Source organism: Nocardiopsis oceani (genome assembly GCF_054777395.1).
Genome location: NZ_BAAHAR010000068.1, coordinates 1 through 16742, shown reverse-complemented (window position 1 = coordinate 16742; position 16742 = coordinate 1). Strand labels below are relative to the sequence as shown.

General features: G+C 70.4%; 17 protein-coding genes and 1 pseudogene. 7 read left to right on the top strand and 11 right to left on the bottom strand.

Annotation, left to right across the window (positions count from 1 at the left end; genetic code table 11):
- Window positions 1-41 precede the first annotated feature (41 nt).
- From ACYVDG_RS30080 to ACYVDG_RS30060, 5 genes and pseudogenes are all read right to left on the bottom strand, one after another.
- A complete protein-coding gene (locus ACYVDG_RS30080; protein WP_460762233.1) occupies window positions 42-1310 on the bottom strand; it encodes a multidrug effflux MFS transporter in 1269 nt (422 codons plus the stop codon).
- Between the two features lie 429 nt (window positions 1311-1739).
- A complete protein-coding gene (locus tag ACYVDG_RS30075; protein WP_460762230.1) occupies window positions 1740-2285 on the bottom strand; it encodes a hypothetical protein in 546 nt (181 codons plus the stop codon).
- A gap of 421 nt (window positions 2286-2706) precedes the next feature.
- Entirely contained in the window at window positions 2707-3468 is a 762-nt protein-coding gene (locus ACYVDG_RS30070) for a protein phosphatase 2C domain-containing protein (RefSeq protein ID WP_460762226.1), read from the bottom strand.
- Window positions 3469-3585: 117 nt separating this feature from the next.
- Window positions 3586-4398 carry a L,D-transpeptidase family protein gene (locus ACYVDG_RS30065; protein ID WP_460762222.1) on the bottom strand — a complete coding sequence of 271 codons (813 nt, stop codon included), beginning with the start codon at window positions 4396-4398 and terminating at the stop codon, window positions 3586-3588.
- Window positions 4399-4513: 115 nt separating this feature from the next.
- Window positions 4514-5343 (bottom strand): annotated as a pseudogene (locus tag ACYVDG_RS30060) (ACT domain-containing protein).
- 188 nt (window positions 5344-5531) lie between these two features.
- Between ACYVDG_RS30060 and ACYVDG_RS30055 the strand changes: the two are divergent.
- On the top strand, window positions 5532-6179 hold the full coding sequence (locus ACYVDG_RS30055) for a CHRD domain-containing protein (protein ID WP_460762219.1): 648 nt from the start codon (window positions 5532-5534) through the stop codon (window positions 6177-6179).
- A 141-nt stretch (window positions 6180-6320) separates the two neighbouring features.
- Here the strand turns inward: ACYVDG_RS30055 and ACYVDG_RS30050 are convergent, their stop codons facing one another.
- From ACYVDG_RS30050 to ACYVDG_RS30035, 4 genes are all read right to left on the bottom strand, one after another.
- Window positions 6321-6986: an anti-sigma factor gene (locus ACYVDG_RS30050; RefSeq protein ID WP_460762216.1), complete on the bottom strand. Its 666-nt coding sequence runs from the start codon at window positions 6984-6986 to the stop codon at window positions 6321-6323.
- A complete protein-coding gene (locus tag ACYVDG_RS30045) occupies window positions 6983-7555 on the bottom strand; it encodes a sigma-70 family RNA polymerase sigma factor (protein WP_460762213.1) in 573 nt (190 codons plus the stop codon). The genes ACYVDG_RS30050 and ACYVDG_RS30045 overlap by 4 nt, the downstream gene beginning before the upstream one ends.
- Before the next feature lie 109 nt (window positions 7556-7664).
- Entirely contained in the window at window positions 7665-8207 is a 543-nt protein-coding gene (locus tag ACYVDG_RS30040) for a hypothetical protein (RefSeq protein WP_460762210.1), read from the bottom strand.
- Window positions 8198-8749, bottom strand: coding sequence for an RNA polymerase sigma factor (locus ACYVDG_RS30035; RefSeq protein ID WP_460762207.1), 552 nt, complete (start codon window positions 8747-8749; stop codon window positions 8198-8200). The genes ACYVDG_RS30040 and ACYVDG_RS30035 overlap by 10 nt, the downstream gene beginning before the upstream one ends.
- A gap of 193 nt (window positions 8750-8942) precedes the next feature.
- On the opposite strand from ACYVDG_RS30035, the gene ACYVDG_RS30030 reads away from it, so the two are divergent.
- Genes ACYVDG_RS30030 through ACYVDG_RS30015 form a run of 4 tightly spaced genes read left to right on the top strand, consistent with a single transcriptional unit; the run spans window position 8943 to window position 11037 of the window.
- Entirely contained in the window at window positions 8943-9485 is a 543-nt protein-coding gene (locus ACYVDG_RS30030; protein ID WP_460762204.1) for an Asp23/Gls24 family envelope stress response protein, read from the top strand.
- 42 nt (window positions 9486-9527) lie between these two features.
- On the top strand, window positions 9528-9713 hold the full coding sequence (locus ACYVDG_RS30025; RefSeq protein ID WP_460762201.1) for a hypothetical protein: 186 nt from the start codon (window positions 9528-9530) through the stop codon (window positions 9711-9713).
- Entirely contained in the window at window positions 9707-10402 is a 696-nt protein-coding gene (locus tag ACYVDG_RS30020) for a DUF6286 domain-containing protein (protein ID WP_460762198.1), read from the top strand. The genes ACYVDG_RS30025 and ACYVDG_RS30020 overlap by 7 nt, the downstream gene beginning before the upstream one ends.
- A 17-nt stretch (window positions 10403-10419) precedes the next feature.
- Window positions 10420-11037, top strand: a complete 618-nt coding sequence (locus ACYVDG_RS30015) for an Asp23/Gls24 family envelope stress response protein (protein WP_460762195.1) — start codon at window positions 10420-10422, stop codon at window positions 11035-11037.
- A 144-nt stretch (window positions 11038-11181) separates the two neighbouring features.
- Here ACYVDG_RS30015 and ACYVDG_RS30010 read toward each other — a convergent pair whose 3' ends face one another.
- Window positions 11182-12396 (bottom strand): DUF418 domain-containing protein, encoded by a 1215-nt coding sequence (locus ACYVDG_RS30010; protein WP_460762192.1) that lies wholly within the window; start codon window positions 12394-12396, stop codon window positions 11182-11184.
- Between the two features lie 307 nt (window positions 12397-12703).
- Between ACYVDG_RS30010 and ACYVDG_RS30005 the strand changes: the two genes are divergently transcribed.
- Complete coding sequence (locus tag ACYVDG_RS30005) at window positions 12704-13699, top strand: dihydroxyacetone kinase subunit DhaK (RefSeq protein ID WP_460762189.1); 996 nt, start codon at window positions 12704-12706, stop codon at window positions 13697-13699.
- Window positions 13700-13707: 8 nt separating this feature from the next.
- Window positions 13708-14358 (top strand): dihydroxyacetone kinase subunit DhaL, encoded by a 651-nt coding sequence (gene dhaL, locus ACYVDG_RS30000; protein ID WP_460762186.1) that lies wholly within the window; start codon window positions 13708-13710, stop codon window positions 14356-14358.
- Window positions 14359-15034: 676 nt separating this feature from the next.
- Here the strand turns inward: dhaL and ACYVDG_RS29995 are convergent.
- A complete protein-coding gene (locus tag ACYVDG_RS29995) occupies window positions 15035-16360 on the bottom strand; it encodes an HNH endonuclease signature motif containing protein (protein WP_460762183.1) in 1326 nt (441 codons plus the stop codon).
- Window positions 16361-16742: the final 382 nt, after the last annotated feature.

Genomic DNA, 16742 nt, shown 5'->3' with positions numbered 1-16742 from the left:
GAGACGGCGGGGCGGGAACGGACGGTTTCAGAGAACAGGGCTCAGGCGGCCGGGACCACCGTGTGCCCGCGTACCGTGGCGACCAGGAACACCAGCGCGGCGGCCACCGCCGTAGCCAGCATCACCGCTGCCATGCTCCCGAGCGTGGCGGCGCCGGTCATCCCTGCGGTCGCGGCCAGCGCCGAACCCACGCCGAACTGGAGTGTCCCCAGCAGGGCGGAGCTGGTCCCGGCGATCTCGGACGGCTGCCCGGACAGGGCCAGCGCCGTCGCATTGGGCGAGATGAGCCCGGTGAAGACCATCATCACGAACAGCGCGGCCGTGACGGTCACCAGGTTGGCCCAGTCGGTGGCGGCGAGAGCGGCCAGGACCAGCACGGAGACGATCGCACCCAAGAGACCCAGACCAAGGCGGCGGCGCAGCTCCATCCGCCGGATCAGCGCCACGTTGACCTGGTTGCCGAGGATCATGCCGAGCGTGGTCACGCCGAAGATCAGGCTGAACTGCTGGGCGCTGGCCCCGAGCTGGGCCTGCGACACGAACGAGAAGGCCGAGATGTACGTGAAGCTCATCCCGAAGCTCAGCGCGAGGACCATGGTCGGCGCGATGAACTTCGGGTCGCGCAGCAGTAGCGCGAAGGTGCGGACGAGGACGCGCGGGTCCTGTCGTTGCCGCTTCTCCACGGGCAGGCTCTCCGGCAGGGCGAAGTGGACCAGGGCGAAGGCCGCCGCCCCGGCCAGCCCCAGCACCCCGAAGATCAGCTGCCACGGGCCGAACAGCAGCAGTTGACCGCCGAGGACCGGGCCGAGCATGGGTGCCAGGCCGGTCAGCAGCATGAGCCGTGAGAAGAAGGTCGCCGCTGTATCGCCGTGGAACACGTCCCGGACCACCGCACGCGAGACCACCAGCCCGGCCGCCGCGGACAGGCCCTGGAGGAAACGCAGGACCATGAACGCTTCGGCCGAGTCCACGAACACGATCGCGAGGGTCGTCACGGTGAACACGGCGGTCCCCGCCAGTAGCGGTGCCCGGCGGCCCCAGCGATCGCTGAGCGGGCCCACGACCAGCTGTCCGAGGGCCAGGCCGGCCATGACCGCGGTCAGGGTCAGCTTCACTCGGGCCTCGCTGGCCCCGAGGTCCCCGGCGATCTCGGGGAGCGCCGGAAGGTAGAGGTCGGTGGCGAGCGGGCCGATGGCCGACAGGACACCGAGGACGAAGACGAGCAGGACGACGGAACGGCGCGGCGTCGCGCCGACGGCGTCCGCGTGGCTGTTCTGGCGCGCGTTCGGGCGCACGGCGGTAAGGCTCACGAGCTCTCCAGAGCATGGGAAGGTCGGGTTCGACCTGGGGGCGGGTGTGCGGCGCCGTGAGCCACCTTCGGGTGGGGCACCTCATGTGTGTCCCAAGCGGGGACACTCCGCGTGCAACGGATGCCCCCCGAAGGGCAATCCCCGCTTGACCCGGCTTGGCCGGTGATCCGAACCACAGCCCGAAAGCCCCTGCCAGTGGGCGTTTCCGGGCTCCGTGAGGGCGCTCACCCTGGGCTTGCCGCACCGACCCGACGGTCCGGTAGGTGACTCGGTCACCTACCGGAGACCGCCGCCAGCCCATGGTCGGTGCGGCCGTTCGTCCCGCGGGCCCGGTGAGCCCCGCAGTCCCGTACGCTCCGCAGTTCCGTTCGCTCTTCCGTCCCCGTGATTCCCGGGGTCAGCCCCGTGAGCCCCGGATGGCCGGGGTGTTCAAGTGCGGCTGTCCGGCCGGTGCAGCGGGGCCGGATCCGGCGCTTGCTCCGCTCCCGATTCCCGCAAAGCGCGAAGGCGGGCGTCCTCCTCGGCACGGGCGGCGCGGCGGAGGCGGTGCCAGGACGTGGCCCAGCGGAGGCGTTCGCCCTCGTCGGTGCCGACGCAGGCGGTCACGAAGGCCATCAGGAACACGTATCCGGGCAGCTCGGTGCCCTCGAGGGCGCGCTGGAACTTGGCGGCGCTGACCACACCGCCGCACTTGTACTCCAGCTCCAGGTACGACCAGTCTCCGGCCCAGGCGAGGTAGCGGCGCATGGTCAGCAGGAACTCCGCGGGGGAGTCCGAGTTCATGGGGTCGGGACGCTGCTCCGGCTCCGAGCGTGCGGTCTCGGCCGGGCGCCCGGAATCTGTGGAGGGTCCAGCCGTGGCGGGGGACGCCGCCCCGGTGGAGGGCACGGGCCCGGAGGGGACGCGGTCCAGCCCACAGTCCTTGAGGAGTGAGCGGTTGGGACCGGTCGGTTCGAGGACGCCCGGGGCACTCACACGGTCTCCTTTTCGGCGGTCGAGAAGACGGCCAGGGTCATGAGAAAAGTGGTCCGGCACCACCGCGGGGAGGGTGCGGAAGAGGGGGTTCGAGGAAGGCCGAACGCCGGGGGTCGGTGCGGGCGGGAACTCCCACCGATCGGTTAAGGCGAAATCTACCGGACGAAGTCGGTGCGGGGAAGCGCCTGGTGTCCAGGTTTGTGGGAGGCGTGCGTCTCTTTCCGACACGGTCCCTTCGTCACGTGCTGTCCCGTTCGGGATTTTTCCCAGAAAGCGGACCAAAGGTGATCTTTGGCCCCAGGAAAAACGTCTGCAATGCCGGGAACTTTCTTTTCCCTGTTCACTCGGGCGCGGGTGGGGAAATGATCTTTTGGCCGCGGGAAATGCCTGGTCCGAAATTCGCAGTTGCGGGTGACCGTAACTAAGAGGGCGGGGCTTGCGGGGCCCACCAGAGGGCGGTGGCGTCGTCGCTGCCCTTACCGCGCGGATACCGCTCGCGGGTCGGATCCGCGGCCTCCAGCGCACGGACCCGCTCCAGCAGTGCCCCCGGCCCTCGGTCCCGGGCGAGGCCGAAGGCGCCTTCCCACGTCAGGTCCCCGAACACCTCCACCGAACGGGTCGCACCGTCGCTCATCGCGAGGAACGCGCCCATCGGCAGCATCCCGGTCAGTGCCTCGTCCGCCGCCCTCGGGTCAGCCCCCGCCGTCCAGAACCCGCCGGGCACATTGCGCCACTCCCGGATCGCGGTCCCCGGTCCCGCTTTGGGGCGCAGTTCGTCCAGTCTGGTGTCGGCGACCAGTCGGACCTTGCCGTCCTCCTCCGCGAGCAGCACCGAGTCGGACAGCACCAGGTACTCGAGCGTGTCGCCGCCGATCCGGACCGCCACCACGGTCGCCGAGGGTGTCTCCTGGTTCCGGAGGTCGCACGTCCCCTCGTGCGCGGCGGACACGAACGCGATCGCCTCCGCCAACGCCTCCCGGAGGGGCGCCCCGGAGTCCACACCGGCCAGTAGAAGGGCGCCGAGCCGCCGCGTGAACCAGGCCACCCCGTGTGCGCAGCCGTTGTCCACGTCGCTGGGGGCGCTGGCGCCGTCGAGCAGGACCGCGGCGGTGTCGGTGACCGCGACGAAGTCCTCGTTCGGGTGGTCGGCGCGTCCGGGTTCGGTGGCGAGGAGAAAGGGCACGGACACCCTCTTACCCGTCCCGAGCCCGGACACACGGAAGGGCCCCGCGTTCTCGAACCGCTCCTGGACTGCTCTTCGGAACGGTTCGTGCGGGGCCCTCGGGCACGAGTGTGCGACTCAGCGCACGACCACGGTGGCGTGCACGTCCAGGTGGCCGTGCTCCCACAACCAGTCCATGGCGGCCAGGCTCACCCGGGCGCAGCCCTTGGAAGCGGGCTGGGCCGGGACGCTCGGGTATCCGTGCACGGCGATGCCGCCGTTGAAGTACTTGGGCTTGTACAGCGCCCCGTAGGGACCCGGGTCCCAGTCGTCGACCTCGCGGAAGACCTCGTAGGTGCCCGTCGGCGTGGTGGCGATTCGCTCCGAGCCGTCGGAGCCCTCGTAGGGCTCGCCGGAACCGGTGGAGGTGTGGATGACGCTCTCCACCTCGCCATCGGTGACGACCAGCAGCAGCTGCAGCTCCAGGTCGATCTCCACCGCCGAACCGGACTCCGTGGTTGCGGACGGGACCGCCCCCTCCTCGAGTGCGGCCCTGGTGTCGGGGCCGACCACACCGTCCCGGTCGATCCCGGCGGCCTTCTGCAGCGCCAGCACGGCGTGCTCGGTGTGCAGGCCGAACTCGCCGTCCGCGCCGTCGATCCAGTAGCCGAGTCCGGCGAGCTGTTCTTGTAGCGCGGTCACCTGGGCGCCGGAGTCACCCGAGCGAAGGTCCTCGGTCACCGCCGGTGCGCTGGGCGCGCTGGGCGCGTGGGCCGAAACGGGGGCCGCGGCGGTCGTGAACGCGGCCGAAACGGGCGCGGTCGCCGTGGGTGCGGCCTGCGCGGGAGCGGCCAGCAGGGCCGCACCAACGGCCAGGGCGCAGGTCGCACCGAAGGTGAGGGTGGTCGTGCGGAGGGGGTGCCTGTCGCGGAGTGATCGAGGGGAAACCATAAGCTCCATTTACCCACAAGCTCGGCACTGTCCCGGATCCGGGTCGGTGCGGAATCCCGCGGCCGTCTCGGTGGAGCCCAAGGTGCGGTGACACGTCACGGTGGTCATCGGAGACTCAGTCCGTCCGCTCCGGTGCGCGGTCGCGCAGGGAGCACGCCACCTGGGCCAGCGCGCGACAGCGGGCGAATTCCACGGGCGTGAACGGCACGCCCACGCGGTAGACGGTCAGGGCGCCGCCGCCGGGCGAGGGCAGGGTCATGGCAGTACCGGAGAGCTCCTCGCGGGGCGCGTGACCGTCTGAGGAACCGGTGTGGCGCACGTCCTGGGCGGCGGCCAGGGCGAGGAGGCAGCGCTCCAGGTCTGCCGCGCCGGTGACCAGCGCGTCCACCATGGTGAGGGTCCGGCTGGTGGTGTCACTGAGCTCGTGGACGTCGGCGGTCCGGACCACGGCGTCGCGCCCTCCGGCGTCCCGCACGGCCCGGTGGAGGTCGGCCTCGCCGATGGTGGCGGGGCGCTCACGAAGAACTCGTCGACGGCGTCGGTGCCGTCGGGGTGGACCTGCATCAGGCGGATATCGACCCCGAGCGCGGCGAACCGGCCGGTCAGAGCGGCTAGCCCGCCGGGCACGTCGGCGACGGTGACCCGCACGCTCCAGAGCCGGTCCTCGACGGGGGAGGCGGAGCGCGGGTGTTCGGGCGCCGTCGCCCGGTTGGTGTCCTGGCGGCGTGTCCGGCGGTGCCGGTGCCAGCGGTGCAGCGCGGAGAACGCGAGGAGAAGGACCCCCAACGCGATCAGGGTCCGCATACCGCTGTCGCTGTGCCCCAAGGAGACCACCACCAGGTGCGCCGCGCCAGCGGCGAACAGGAGTGTCCCCATCTCCAGCACCTCTCGGCCGAAGAATCCGTGGCGGTCGCCGGTTCCATGGCTGCTACTGGAAACGTCCATGCCTTCGACGGTGCCAATCCGACGTTGCGCCCGATCGTTGTTCTGTGTCGAGGCTGTAACGACGGAGAGTGATACCCCTCACGAATTTGCGCACTCTTTGTGGTTGATATTGAACACAGGGTAGCTGGCGTCCGTATGCAGGAGTGTCCGCGGAGATCTCGCGGTCGGTGACATACGGGGGAAACCAGGTGACGAGAACAGCGACGAGGCGGATCACGGCAGGCGCGGTGGCGGCAGCGGCCGGGATTCTGGTGGCGACGCAGGGCACGGCCGCGCACGCCGGCGAGGAGGTCCCCGAGCCGGACATGTTCACCAGCGAGTTCTGGGCCGAGGCTACGCCCGACGAGGTCGTCGACGACGAGGGGAACCCGGTCGACGGCGAAGAGGGCGCCTGGGGATCGTTCGAGTTCCGGCTCAACAGCGATGCGGACGTCATCTGCTACGACATCGCGCTCACAGGTGTCACCCCGCCCTACGAGAGCCCCGCCAAGACCGCGACCCACATCCACGAGGCCGCAGACGGTGAGTTCGGCCCGCCGCGCCTGGCCTTCCCGGACCCCGTGGACGACGGTGACGGAGTCCTGCGCAGCTCCGGCTGTATGCAAGGACCGTTCACCACCGGCCTCGAGGGCGACGACGGCAACGACACCGGCCTGGGCTTCACCGTGGCCGAGATCGAGGACGACCCGGCGAGCTACTACGCCGACACCCACACCGCCGACTTCCCGGCCGGTGCGGTCCGCGGCCAGCTCGTGGACCACGGCTACGGCGGCTACGACAAGGGTGACAAGGGCAAGGGCGGCATGGGCTCCCTGCTGCCCGGATCGTCCCGGTAGTAGGACCTAGGCCGAGGCCGAGTAGACGGCGTCGCGGTGACTTCGGGGGGCGTGGTCGCCGCGACGCTCCCTGCTGCCCCCGAAATCGCCCAGCTGAGGAGGGCTTGCTCCCGAAGCCCGCCCCTCAGAAGAGCCCGCCCCTCAGAAGGACGACGTGATCACGGGCTCGCCGCTCTCGTCGGTGATCTCGAACCCCACGGCGTCCTCCCGGAGCAGGGCGCTGTTGAGGTTGCACACCATGGGCTCACTGCCCACCCCCACGAACTCGCCCGCCGGGTGGGTGTCGCCGTGTTCGTCGAGGAGCGTGGCCCGGTAGGTGCCGCCCTCCTCGAAACCCGAACCGGTCAGCCGGATCTCCACACCCCACGTGTGCGGGATCAGCTCTGCGTCCGCGTCCACCCGGCCGTCGTGCACGGTGGTGGCCACACTCTCCAGCGGGACCGGGTCCGGCGCGAAGGCGGCGTGACCTCCGGCCACCCCGGCGCCGATCCCGACGAGGAGGGTGGCGGCGCAGGCGGCCACGAGATGGCGGGTCCGGTGGGCGCGCCGACGGGGCGCGCGTTCGGTACGCACCACCGCGAGAACCCTCTCGCCGAGCTCCGGCGGGGGAGCGGGCTGCTGGGCGACGCGGTCGGGGTCGGCCAACGGGAGGAGTTCGGCGGCGGGGCCGATGAAGTCGAGTTCGGCGCGGCACTCGTCACAGCCGTCCAGATGGGCGGCGACCGACGCCCGTTGTTCGTCGTCGAGCATGTCGAGTGCGTACGCGCCCAGGAGGTCGCGTACCCCTCGGTGGGAGTCCCTGCTCATTCGCGCACCCCCATCTCGTCCATGACCACGCGCAGGGCCTTGAGCCCGTAGAAGAGCCTGCTGCGCAACGTGCCGACCGGGATGCCCTGCTCGGCGGCGACCTCGGCGTAGGGACGGCCCCGCAGATAGGTCTCCACGAGGGCGGCCCGGTGCTCGGCGCCGATCCGTTGGAGCGCCTCCTCCACGAGCCAGGATTGCATCACCTGTTCGTCGAGACCCCGCCCGGTGGAGCGTTCCGGGAGCTGTCCGCTCCCGCCCGGCGGCATGGGGAGCGGCCGCTTGGCGGCGCGACGAATTTCGTCGACCAGGACGTTTCGGGCGATGGCGAACAGCCAGACCCTCAGGCTGGCCAGCTCTGGATCGAACCGGTCAGCGGCGCGCCAGGCGCGGAGGAAGACCTCCTGCACCACGTCCTGGGCGGCGACCTCGTCGCCGAGCTGGCGCAGTGCGAACCGGTACAGCTCTGGCCCGTGTGCGTTGTAGGCGGCCTGGACACCGCCCTCGTGGCGCAGGTCCGGTTCAGGGGTACCGTCCCCGCGCTGACGGCGCCGTCGCAGCACACGGCCCATCCGTCCCCCGTCCCTGGTCGCCGGTCGGTCCCGCTGGAGTGTGTTGGAAGAGTGTCTACGTCACCGGAGCGCTCCGCGTTCACCGTTCGGGAAGAAAAACCACCGGGGATCAGCGCGGATTGATGACATCGGTGACGTCGATGTCGATCCGGGCGACCCGCAGGCCGAGGCGGTCCTCGACGAAGGCGGACATGGTCCGTCGGGCCGCCGCCGTGGCTTCGGGGATGACGGTGCCCGCGAGGACCCGGGCGTCGGCGGTGATGACCAGGCCGGCGGGGGTCCGTTCGATGCGGCAGCGGCCGAGGACCAGACCGTCCGCGGGGTCGATGCAGTAGCGCAGCATCGCGGACACGGCGGAGTGGCGGATGCGGGTGTCGCCGGGGCCGTCCCCGGGCAGCTGGAGTGTCTTCTTGGAACGACCCTCGGATCGCACCACCCGCATCACGTCGTCCAGGAGGCCGGGCGGCGCGGTGACCTCCGGCGCGTCGCGCAACGCCGCCAGCAGGGGCCGGAACTCGTCCGCGGCGGCACGGCAGTGCGGACAGGTGCGTTCGTGCCCGGTGGCAGTGCCCTCCCGGAGGTGTTCCAAGAGCGTGTCGGCGGAGGTGCCGCAGGGCAGCTGGTCGTGGTCGTCGGACGGGTTTACCGCCATGACTCAAGCGCCTCCACGAGATGGGTACGTGCGCGGTGTATTCGGCCGCGTACGGCGGTCGGGGTCGTGTCGACGATCTCCGCTATCTCCTCATAGCTCAATCCTTCCATCTCCCGCAGAACCCAGCAGATCCGTTGCGGGGGCGGCAAGCCGGACAGGGCTTCCCTCAGGGCTTCGTTCAAATCGGTGGCCAGGGCCCGGTCGGCGGGGCCGGCCCCCCGTTCCCGGAGGCCGGTGTGGTCGTCCTCAGCGGGCTCCTCGGGGCGGCGGGCGCGCACGGAGTTCAGGGCGAGGCGGCCGACGATGCGGTGAAGCCAGGCCCGGAACGTGAGCGGGTCCCGCAGTTCGGGCAGTTTGCGCCAGGCCGTGATGAGGGCCTCCTGCGCGGCGTCCCTGGCCTCGGCGGCATTGCCGAGGGTGCGGAGGGCGATGCGGTACACGGAGTCCTGGTGCAGGCGGACGAGGGACTCGAAGGCTCCGTCGTCGCCGTCCTGCGCCCGCTCCACGAGCACGCTCTCCGGAAGTTCGGTGTTCGTGTGCATCTACGCGGGTCCAGCTTTCCCGAAGCCGGGGCTACTACTTGTCGACAACAGTGAACTACATTCCGTAGCTCTTTTGTGGCCGGGACATGTGTCTCAGGTCACATTGCTTTTCGCGTGAGGCAACCGGCCCCTCCCGTGTCCTTCCTACGACGGGCACCACACCGGAGCCCCCGACAACCCTCAGGAGTACCCGATGGCCGACAAGAACAGCGCCACCGCCAAGGCAGACCTGCACGAGGCCCCGACCCCGGCGGTTCTGGACAACACCCCGACCGGGCGCACCGACGCACCCCGCACCGATGTGGCCCGCACCGACCGCGGTTCCGCGCGCGCCGAGTACAGCGGCCGCACCGAGATCGCGGACGACGTCGTCGCCAAGATCGCCGGGATGGCCGCCCGCGAAGTCGGCGGAGTCCACCACATGGGCGGGGGAGCGGCCCGTGCCTTCGACGCCGTCCGCGAGCGCATCCCGGGTTCCACCTCCACCAGCAACGCCGCCCGCGGTGTGTCCGTGGAGGTCGGCCAGACCCAGGCCGCCGTCGACATCAACCTGGTCGTCGAGTACGGCATCTCCATCCCCGACCTCGCCTCGGTGGTCCGCCGCAACGTCACCGCCGGTGTGGAGCGCATGACCGGGCTGGAGGTCACCGAGGTCAACGTGACCGTCGACGACATCCACCTGCCCGACGACGAGGTGCGCGGCCAGGAGTCCCCCTCCGAGCCCCGCGTCCGCTGACGCCCGATGCAATCCCCCTGAACAGTTAAAGGAGCAAGAACGATGTGGTCGATCGTCGGACTGGCCTACGGGTCCCTCCTCGGCCTGGTGGCCTACTTCGGCGGGTTCGGAGCCTTCCTCCTCGTACTGGCGCTCGGCATCGCCGGGTTCCTGGTGGGCCGCGCCTACGAGGGGGAAACGGACCTGTCCACTCTGTTCGCGCGCAAGGACGGGAGCTCACGATGGTGAGCCCGACGGTCCACGGAGCAGGGCCGGCGGAGAACCGGGAGACCTGGCCCGAGGGCCCCGCGTCCGGAGAACACAGGCCCGGGCCCGGGCCCATCTGGCCCGACGTGAGCCCGAGCGAAGCACGAACCGCACACCGCGTCGCGGTCCGTACCTTCCGCCCGCGGCGATCCCTCGCCGCGGTGGTGGTCAGCACCGTGACCGTACTGGTCGCCGGCCTGGCCGCGGCCGAGGTGATCAGTTCGCTGGCCGGAGCCCCGCTGCGGTTCGTCCCGCTGGACACGGTCTCCGATCCGGCCGTCCACGCCCACTGGAACAGCCCCGAGATGCTCGTCGGGTCCGCGGTCAGTGCGGTGGTCGGCCTGTACCTGCTCCTCACGGCCCTCCTCCCGGGGGCCAGCAGCCATATGGTGCTGCGCACCGACGACCGGGACCTGGCCGTCGGCCTCTCCCAGCGCGGACTGCGCAGAGTGGTCGAGCACGCCGTCCGCGAAGTCGACGGGGTCACCGAGGTCCACGCCCGGGTGCGGAACCGGTCGGTCCGTGTCGTGGCCCGCACCCCCGAGCGCCCCGACCCCGAACTGCGGACGAGGGTGGCGAGCGCAGTTCGGGAACGGGTCGCCGAGCTCGCCCCGGCCCGGCCGGTGCGCGTGCGCGCCCGGATCCGCCGAGTGAAGGGAGAGCTCCGGTGAGTGGAGGGAGAGCTCCGGTGAGTCGCTATCCGCACCGTGCCGCACGCAGGACCGCCCGGGGAAACCGGCAGGGACTGGCCCTGGTCGGGCTCCTGCTGATCGCCATCGGAGCGGTGGCGCCCGTGCTGCTGTTCGACCCCTTCGGGGTCTTGGACCCTTCGGGCACCCTCGGCCCGCTCGCCGCGGAAGACACCGTGTGGGGCGACCTCGCCCCACTGATGGCGGCACCCTGGGTGCCGTACGCGGCAGCGGGACTGACCGCGGCGGTGACCCTGGTCGCCTTCCGCTGGCTGCTCGTCCAGGGGCGCTCAGCCCGGGTGTCGGCGCTCTTGCTGGACGAAGGCGACCGGGGTCGCACCGACATTCTCGCCCGCGCCGCTTGCAAAGCACTGAACAGGGAAGTCAGCGCCTATCCGGGGGTGCGCCGGAGCAGGGCGCACATCACCGAGTCCGCGCGCGCACCCTGCCTGCACCTGGAACTCGTCCTCGCCGAGGACGCCGACCCGGTGACCGTGTGGCAACGGTGTCGCAACGAGGCCTTGGTCAGACTGCGTACATCCCTGGACCTTGATCGGCTGCCGACCGTGGTGCGCGTCTCGGTGTCCGGCCATCCCTCTGGCAGGCAACTCGCCTGACCCGGACTCGCCCGAACCGGAGACGGTTCGGGCTGAGCGACGGGGGTGGTGCGGGCCCGGGTCATAGGGGAGGACCCGACAGGCCCCCACCCCCGTCGGAACACCCTCTGCCGACACGGCCGCCGTGCAGCACCGGGGTGCCGGTCAAGCGGGCCGGGGGCCTTCGCCGTGGGCGGCCACTTCCCGGCGCCGCGCCTTACTTCCCCCGTACACGCAGCGGCGCATCATCTGGTCCAGCGGTCCCGGCCGGTTGCGGACCGCCAGCCACGCGGCCAGGGCCAAGCTCACCGACCAGGCCAGCGCCGCCACCAGCAGCGCGCCCGCGCCGCCCACCACGGTCCCCAGACCGACCAGGTCCGGCTGCAGCGCGACCGCGACCAGCACCGAGTTCAGGATGTAGAAGGTCAGCGACCGCTCGCCCATGGCGGCCACCGCCCGGGTCAGCGGCCCGCGCGTGCGCTCCAGACGCGTGCCCCACAGGGCGAACAGCGCCGCGTACCCGGCGCCGCCGAACACCCCGGTCAGGACCTGCAAGGCCATGAACAGGCCCTCGGTGACCACGTCCGGCGCCAGCGCGCCCTGCGCGGTCAGCGCGCTGGGCACCGCGCTCAACACGGAGACCGTGATACCGATGACCGCGACCTTGGTGAGGAAGGAGCGGTGCGCGGCGGGATCGTCCAGCAGTCCCGCCCGACCGGCCCGGTACCCGATGACCACCAGGAGCAGCAGCGGGTAGGCCACCGCGATGAAGACCGGCCCGAACGGCAGGCCGACGAGCCGCTCGATCCAGTCGTCGAGGGCCAGGTAGCCGGGCATGGCGAAGGCCTCCGCACCCTCGGTGCGTATGCCCACGCTCATGAAGACCATCGCGACGGGCACGGTGACGGCGTAGAAGACCGCGAACACCACGGCCGCGCGCACGATGGTCCGGTTGGAGCGCAGCAGCAGCCAGCCGGTGACCAGGGCGGCCAGACCGTAGGAGGTGAGGATCTCGCCGGGGAAGACCAGGAAGGCGTGCACGAAGCCGAACAGCAGCAGGAAGCCGCCGCGCCTGCGCAGCAGCCGCCGGACCTCCGTTTCGGAGGTGCCGCGCGCCCGCTGTCGCGAGACCATCCAAGCCATGCCGTAGCCGAAGAGGATCGCGAACATCGGGAAGGCCCGGTTGTCCAGGAAGAGCGTCGTGAACACCGACGCCACCCGGTCCTGTAGCGGTTCGTCCGCTATCTCGGTGCCGAAACCGACCCCGGCGTACACGCCCGCGTAGGCCATGGCGATCAGCAGCAGCATGAAGCCGCGGGCCAGGTCCGGCGCCAGCTTGCGCGGTGCTCTCGGGGGTGTGCTCCCCGTTGTGGCCGACATGTCGACTTGTCCTCTCTCTTGACCCGCTTGCTCCGTCATGACCCATGCGCTCGGGAGATCTGCGCCATCCAGTCTCCAGCTGGAGGGGTGCCGACCGCATCGGCTGACCGGCCAGCCGATCGGCGGTCCCGTGACCACCGGTCGGCCGGTCCGCGTGTCCGGTCGGCCCCGATCGGATCCGACCGGCTCCAGAGGTGTCGCCGGCGTCGGCACTGGCACCGCCGGAAGTGGGTAGGCCGGGAATGGGACACGGCGCCCTCTCCGACGCGCTGTGCTCCGGCCGAGGGATCCGAACCCAGGAGGCGGCATGAGCCGGTTCTTCATGAACGAACGCGAGACCCTGGTCGAACAGGCACTGGAAGGACTCGTCGAGGCCCACGGCGGCCTGGTCGACGTCCACACCGACCCCCTGTTCGTCACCCGGCGGGCGCCCGCCACCGGCAAGGTCGCCCTGCTGTCGGGAGGGGGTTCGGGGCACGAACCGCTACACACCGGGTTCGTCGGGTCGGGCATGCTCGACGCGGCCGTGCCCGGCGACGTGTTCGCCAGCCCCAACGCCCTCCAAGTGCGCGCTGCCATCCAGGCCGCCGACTCCGGCGAGGGCACGGTCATGGTGGTGAAGAACTACACCGGCGACGTTTTGAATTTCGGCATCGCGGCCGAACTCCTCGCCGAGACGCACCGGGTCGAACAGGTGCTGGTCGACGACGACCTCGCCACCCAGGGCGAGGACGACGGCGGGCCCGGGCGCCGGGGAACCGCGGCCGTCGTCGCCGTGGAGAAGGTGTGCGGCGCGGCGGCCGAGGCCGGTGCGCCCATCGTCGACGTGCGGGCGCTGGGGCGCGACGTGGTGGACCGCTCGGCGACGCTCAGCGTTGCCTTCGAGGCGTGCACCAACCCGATGACCGGAAAGCGGTCCTTCGAACTGGACCCGGGCGAGATGGAGTTCGGCGTGGGCATCCACGGGGAACGCGGTATCGAGACCCGCCCCGCGACAGAGGCTGCCGCCCTGGTGGAGAGCCTGGTCAATCCGATCGTGGAGTCCGTGGGTATCCGGCGCGGGGAATCGGTACTCGCCATCGTCAACGGCCTCGGAGCCACCCACGGCCTGGAGCTCGGGGTTGCGGCCCGCGAGACCCGCAGGGTCCTCGACGGTCTGGGGGTGAACGTTGCCCGATCGCTGGTCGGCCCCTACGTGACCTCGTTGGACATGAAAGGGCTGTCGATCACGCTCACCGCGCTGACCGACGACCTCGTGAAGTTCTGGGACGCGCCGGTGCGCACACCCGCATTGGTCTGGTGAGCGGAGGAATGACGATGACGGAAACCAGTGAACTCACCGGAGCGGAGACCAGGGCCTGGCTCCTGGCTTTCGCCGACCGGGTGATCAGGGACGAGGACGAGCTCACCGAACTCGACAGACAGGCAGGTGACGGCGACTTCGGCTGGAACATCAGCTCCGCGCTCAAGCGGGTCCGCACCAACCTGGAGGGCGGGAACCCGGCCGAGGTCTTCCAGTCCGTTTCCGATACCTTCCTTGCCTCGGGCGGTACCAGCGGGCCCCTCTTCGGCCTCTGGTTCGGCCGCCTCGGTGCGGGCCCGTCCGCCCCCTGGTCCGTGGCTGACCTGGCGAAAGCTTTCGACACCGCCACCGGCGCCGTTCGCCGCCTCGGCAAGGCGGAGGTGGGACACAAGACCATGGTTGACGCGATGGCCCCGGCTGCCGAGGCGCTCACCACGAGTAACGCGCTGTCCTGGGGTGAGGCCGTGCGCGAGGCGGCCCGCGCGGCCCGTGCGGGGGCTGACTCGACGCGTGGCATGATCGCCCACCGCGGCCGTGCCAGCTACCTGGGGGAGCGGGCACAGGACGTGCTGGACCCGGGCGCGGTTTCGGTGGCGTGGTTCTTCGAGGCTGCTGAGGGCCCTGATGGCGCTGATGGCCGCCCTGATGGCGCTGGGTGATTCTGCTTCGCTTCGATGGGTTGTCATGGGTCTCGGTGGTGGGGGCTGGGAGCTAGGTATTTGGTGCTGAGTGGTGGGGGCTGGGTGTTGGGTGCTCTTAGCGGTGGGGTGGTGTGGGGTTTGCCCGTGGGGGTGTTGGTCTTGTGCGGGTGGTTTCCCCGTTTCCTGCCGCTTGATGGTGGCCGTCTCCGCTGCGCGCCTCAAGGTCGTCGCCATCGAGCGCTTCGCGCGTCAAAGGCGCTCCACCTTGACCCGCTTCGCTGCGACGGCGGGTCGGCGGCAGTCAGGAAACGGGGGACGTGTGGTCGGGGAGGCGATGGTCCGGCCTTCGGCCGGGCCTCAACGGCACAAGCACGGCCTGGCGGCCGTCAATGGCCACTCCGCCGGAAAGTTGACGGTTGCGGGTGTCGCGGCCGGTCATGGTGTGTGGCGAACCCCGGTCGGCGTGGGGGGCTGGTGTTTGGGGGCGGCTGGTGCCTGGGCGTGGGTGAACCCCCCTGTTGGAGGCAAAAACAGGGGTGAGCGTGCTTCTAGGGCCAGGTCTCACGGACCTTCCCCCGGGGTGGCGTGGGTTGGGTCCAGGGGTCAGGTGTCGGTGCGGGGGCGGGTTCTGGCCATGCGCGGGTAGAGACCCGGCAGTACAGGGGGCTGACCTGGGGGGTTAGTGGGTGGTCGATTACGGGTTCGGGGGTGGGGCTGGGTCCCCATCCGGGTCCGAGCCCTGGTTTCCGGTGCGGCCTCGGTTGCGGCCCGACCACATGCGGCGGTCCTGGCGTACCGACCACCGGTGCTTGATCTGGTTGTGGGTCGCGCACAGCGGCTGGATGTTGGTGGCGCTGGTGGTGCCGCCCTGCCAGAACTCCACGATGTGATCGGCCTGGGTCCAGGGCAGGGGTACGTCGCACCCGTGCTGCCAGGCGCAGCTGGTGTGGCCGTGGAAGGCGGCCGCCCGGATCTTGGGCGGTGCCAGCCGGCACGAGCGGCCCACGTCCAGGACCTGGCCGTTCTTCTGCTCCACCACCAGGCGGCGGATCCAGCTCTGGCCGAGGAGTTCACGCACCACCGAGATGGGCACGACCTGTCCGGTCTCCGTGGTGGCCGGACCAGCGTCCTCGGCTTCCTCGTCCCCGGCCAGGGACGTGGCGGGCACGGTGATGTTGATCAACGCCGTGGCCGTAGTCGGGGTGTCGCACCCCTGGTGGGACTGGGCGAACCCCAGGGCGGCCATGAGGGCGTCGTAGGTGCGCTCGTACTTGGACAGCCCGTCCTCGGGGTGGAAGGGCACCTGGTAGTTGTCCAACGCGACCTGGATCCGCAGGGCGTCAGCGGGTGAGCCCCACATCTGGAAGAGGAACGTGCGGTCGAAGGTGGTGACCAGTTGGGCGCCCCGGGCGGCGTGGGCGGCCGCGTGGTCCTTTTCCACCTTGTTCGGGTTGAGTCGCATGCACAGCTGGTGGGCGAAGTGGGTGATCTGTCCCACCGACATGTTCGGGCGCGACTCCTTGAAGTCCAGGATTCCGCATTCCATTTTCGCGCGGAACAGCTCCGGGTCGGGGTGGTCACCCTTTTCCCTTTTCTCCACCCCGGCATCGGCGCCCTTGATCACCGCAGCGGCCTCACCCACCGACAGGGTCCCTTCGGCCAGTGCTTCCAGGGTGGGGACCATTTCCTGACGGAACTGGGCCCGCCCGATCAGGGCCAGGTCGTTGGCCTGGGCGGCCGCGATCCCGAAGGCGTGGCGCAGCCACGCCTCCAGGCTCTTCTGCCCGCCCTGTTCCAGCAGCTGCCCGGTGGCCTCGAGTTGGGCCAGCCGTGCGGCCATGGAGACTTTGATCTGGTCGAGCTGTTCCCACACCCGGGTGGCCTGGTCCAGCACCTCACCCGCCGCCCCGAGGGGCACGTCCCGGTTAAAGAACGCGGTGGTCTCGTCCCGAGCAGCGACCACCACGCTATCCACCGGGGTGTGCCCGGTGGGGGTGGGTGCTTCAGGAGAGATCGTCATTCTTCTATGATAAACGAAACAGCCCAAGAAAAGGAGTGTTACCGGCGGTACGGTTGGAATGCCTGACTTTCGTCAGGGGTGCCCCCTGACTTTCTTCGGGCTCCTGATTCAGGCCACCTGGTGTGGTGTTTATGTCCACCTGGAATTCCAGGGCGCTCATAGGGGATGATCTTGCCCCTGTCTCCACTCTCGACGGCCGAGGGTGGAGCTGGGGGCAAGATCATCGGGGAAAAAGGCCGCCCGTGGCGGTTCGCAGCAGAGAATGACCGGCCGCGACACCGCCAACCGTTCCGCTCCGGCGCAGGGGCAGGCATCGGCCCCCAGGCCGAGGGGTTCGCCGCACACATTGACCGGCCGCGACACCCGACCCGTCAACGCTCCG

What these genes read in the sequence shown, in the direction of transcription:
- ACYVDG_RS30065 (WP_460762222.1), bottom strand. Translation starts at nt 4,398, where the DNA reads ATGGTTTCCCCTCGATCACTCCGCGACAGGCACCCCCTCCGCACGACC.
- ACYVDG_RS30050 (WP_460762216.1), bottom strand. Translation starts at nt 6,986, where the DNA reads ATGAGCAGGGACTCCCACCGAGGGGTACGCGACCTCCTGGGCGCGTAC.
- ACYVDG_RS30045 (WP_460762213.1), bottom strand. Translation starts at nt 7,555, where the DNA reads ATGGGCCGTGTGCTGCGACGGCGCCGTCAGCGCGGGGACGGTACCCCT.
- ACYVDG_RS30040 (WP_460762210.1), bottom strand. Translation starts at nt 8,207, where the DNA reads ATGGCGGTAAACCCGTCCGACGACCACGACCAGCTGCCCTGCGGCACC.
- ACYVDG_RS30035 (WP_460762207.1), bottom strand. Translation starts at nt 8,749, where the DNA reads ATGCACACGAACACCGAACTTCCGGAGAGCGTGCTCGTGGAGCGGGCG.
- ACYVDG_RS30030 (WP_460762204.1), top strand. Translation starts at nt 8,943, where the DNA reads ATGGCCGACAAGAACAGCGCCACCGCCAAGGCAGACCTGCACGAGGCC.
- ACYVDG_RS30025 (WP_460762201.1), top strand. Translation starts at nt 9,528, where the DNA reads ATGTGGTCGATCGTCGGACTGGCCTACGGGTCCCTCCTCGGCCTGGTG.
- ACYVDG_RS30020 (WP_460762198.1), top strand. Translation starts at nt 9,707, where the DNA reads ATGGTGAGCCCGACGGTCCACGGAGCAGGGCCGGCGGAGAACCGGGAG.
- ACYVDG_RS30010 (WP_460762192.1), bottom strand. Translation starts at nt 12,396, where the DNA reads ATGTCGGCCACAACGGGGAGCACACCCCCGAGAGCACCGCGCAAGCTG.
- ACYVDG_RS30005 (WP_460762189.1), top strand. Translation starts at nt 12,704, where the DNA reads ATGAGCCGGTTCTTCATGAACGAACGCGAGACCCTGGTCGAACAGGCA.
- dhaL (WP_460762186.1), top strand. Translation starts at nt 13,708, where the DNA reads ATGACGATGACGGAAACCAGTGAACTCACCGGAGCGGAGACCAGGGCC.
- ACYVDG_RS29995 (WP_460762183.1), bottom strand. Translation starts at nt 16,360, where the DNA reads ATGACGATCTCTCCTGAAGCACCCACCCCCACCGGGCACACCCCGGTG.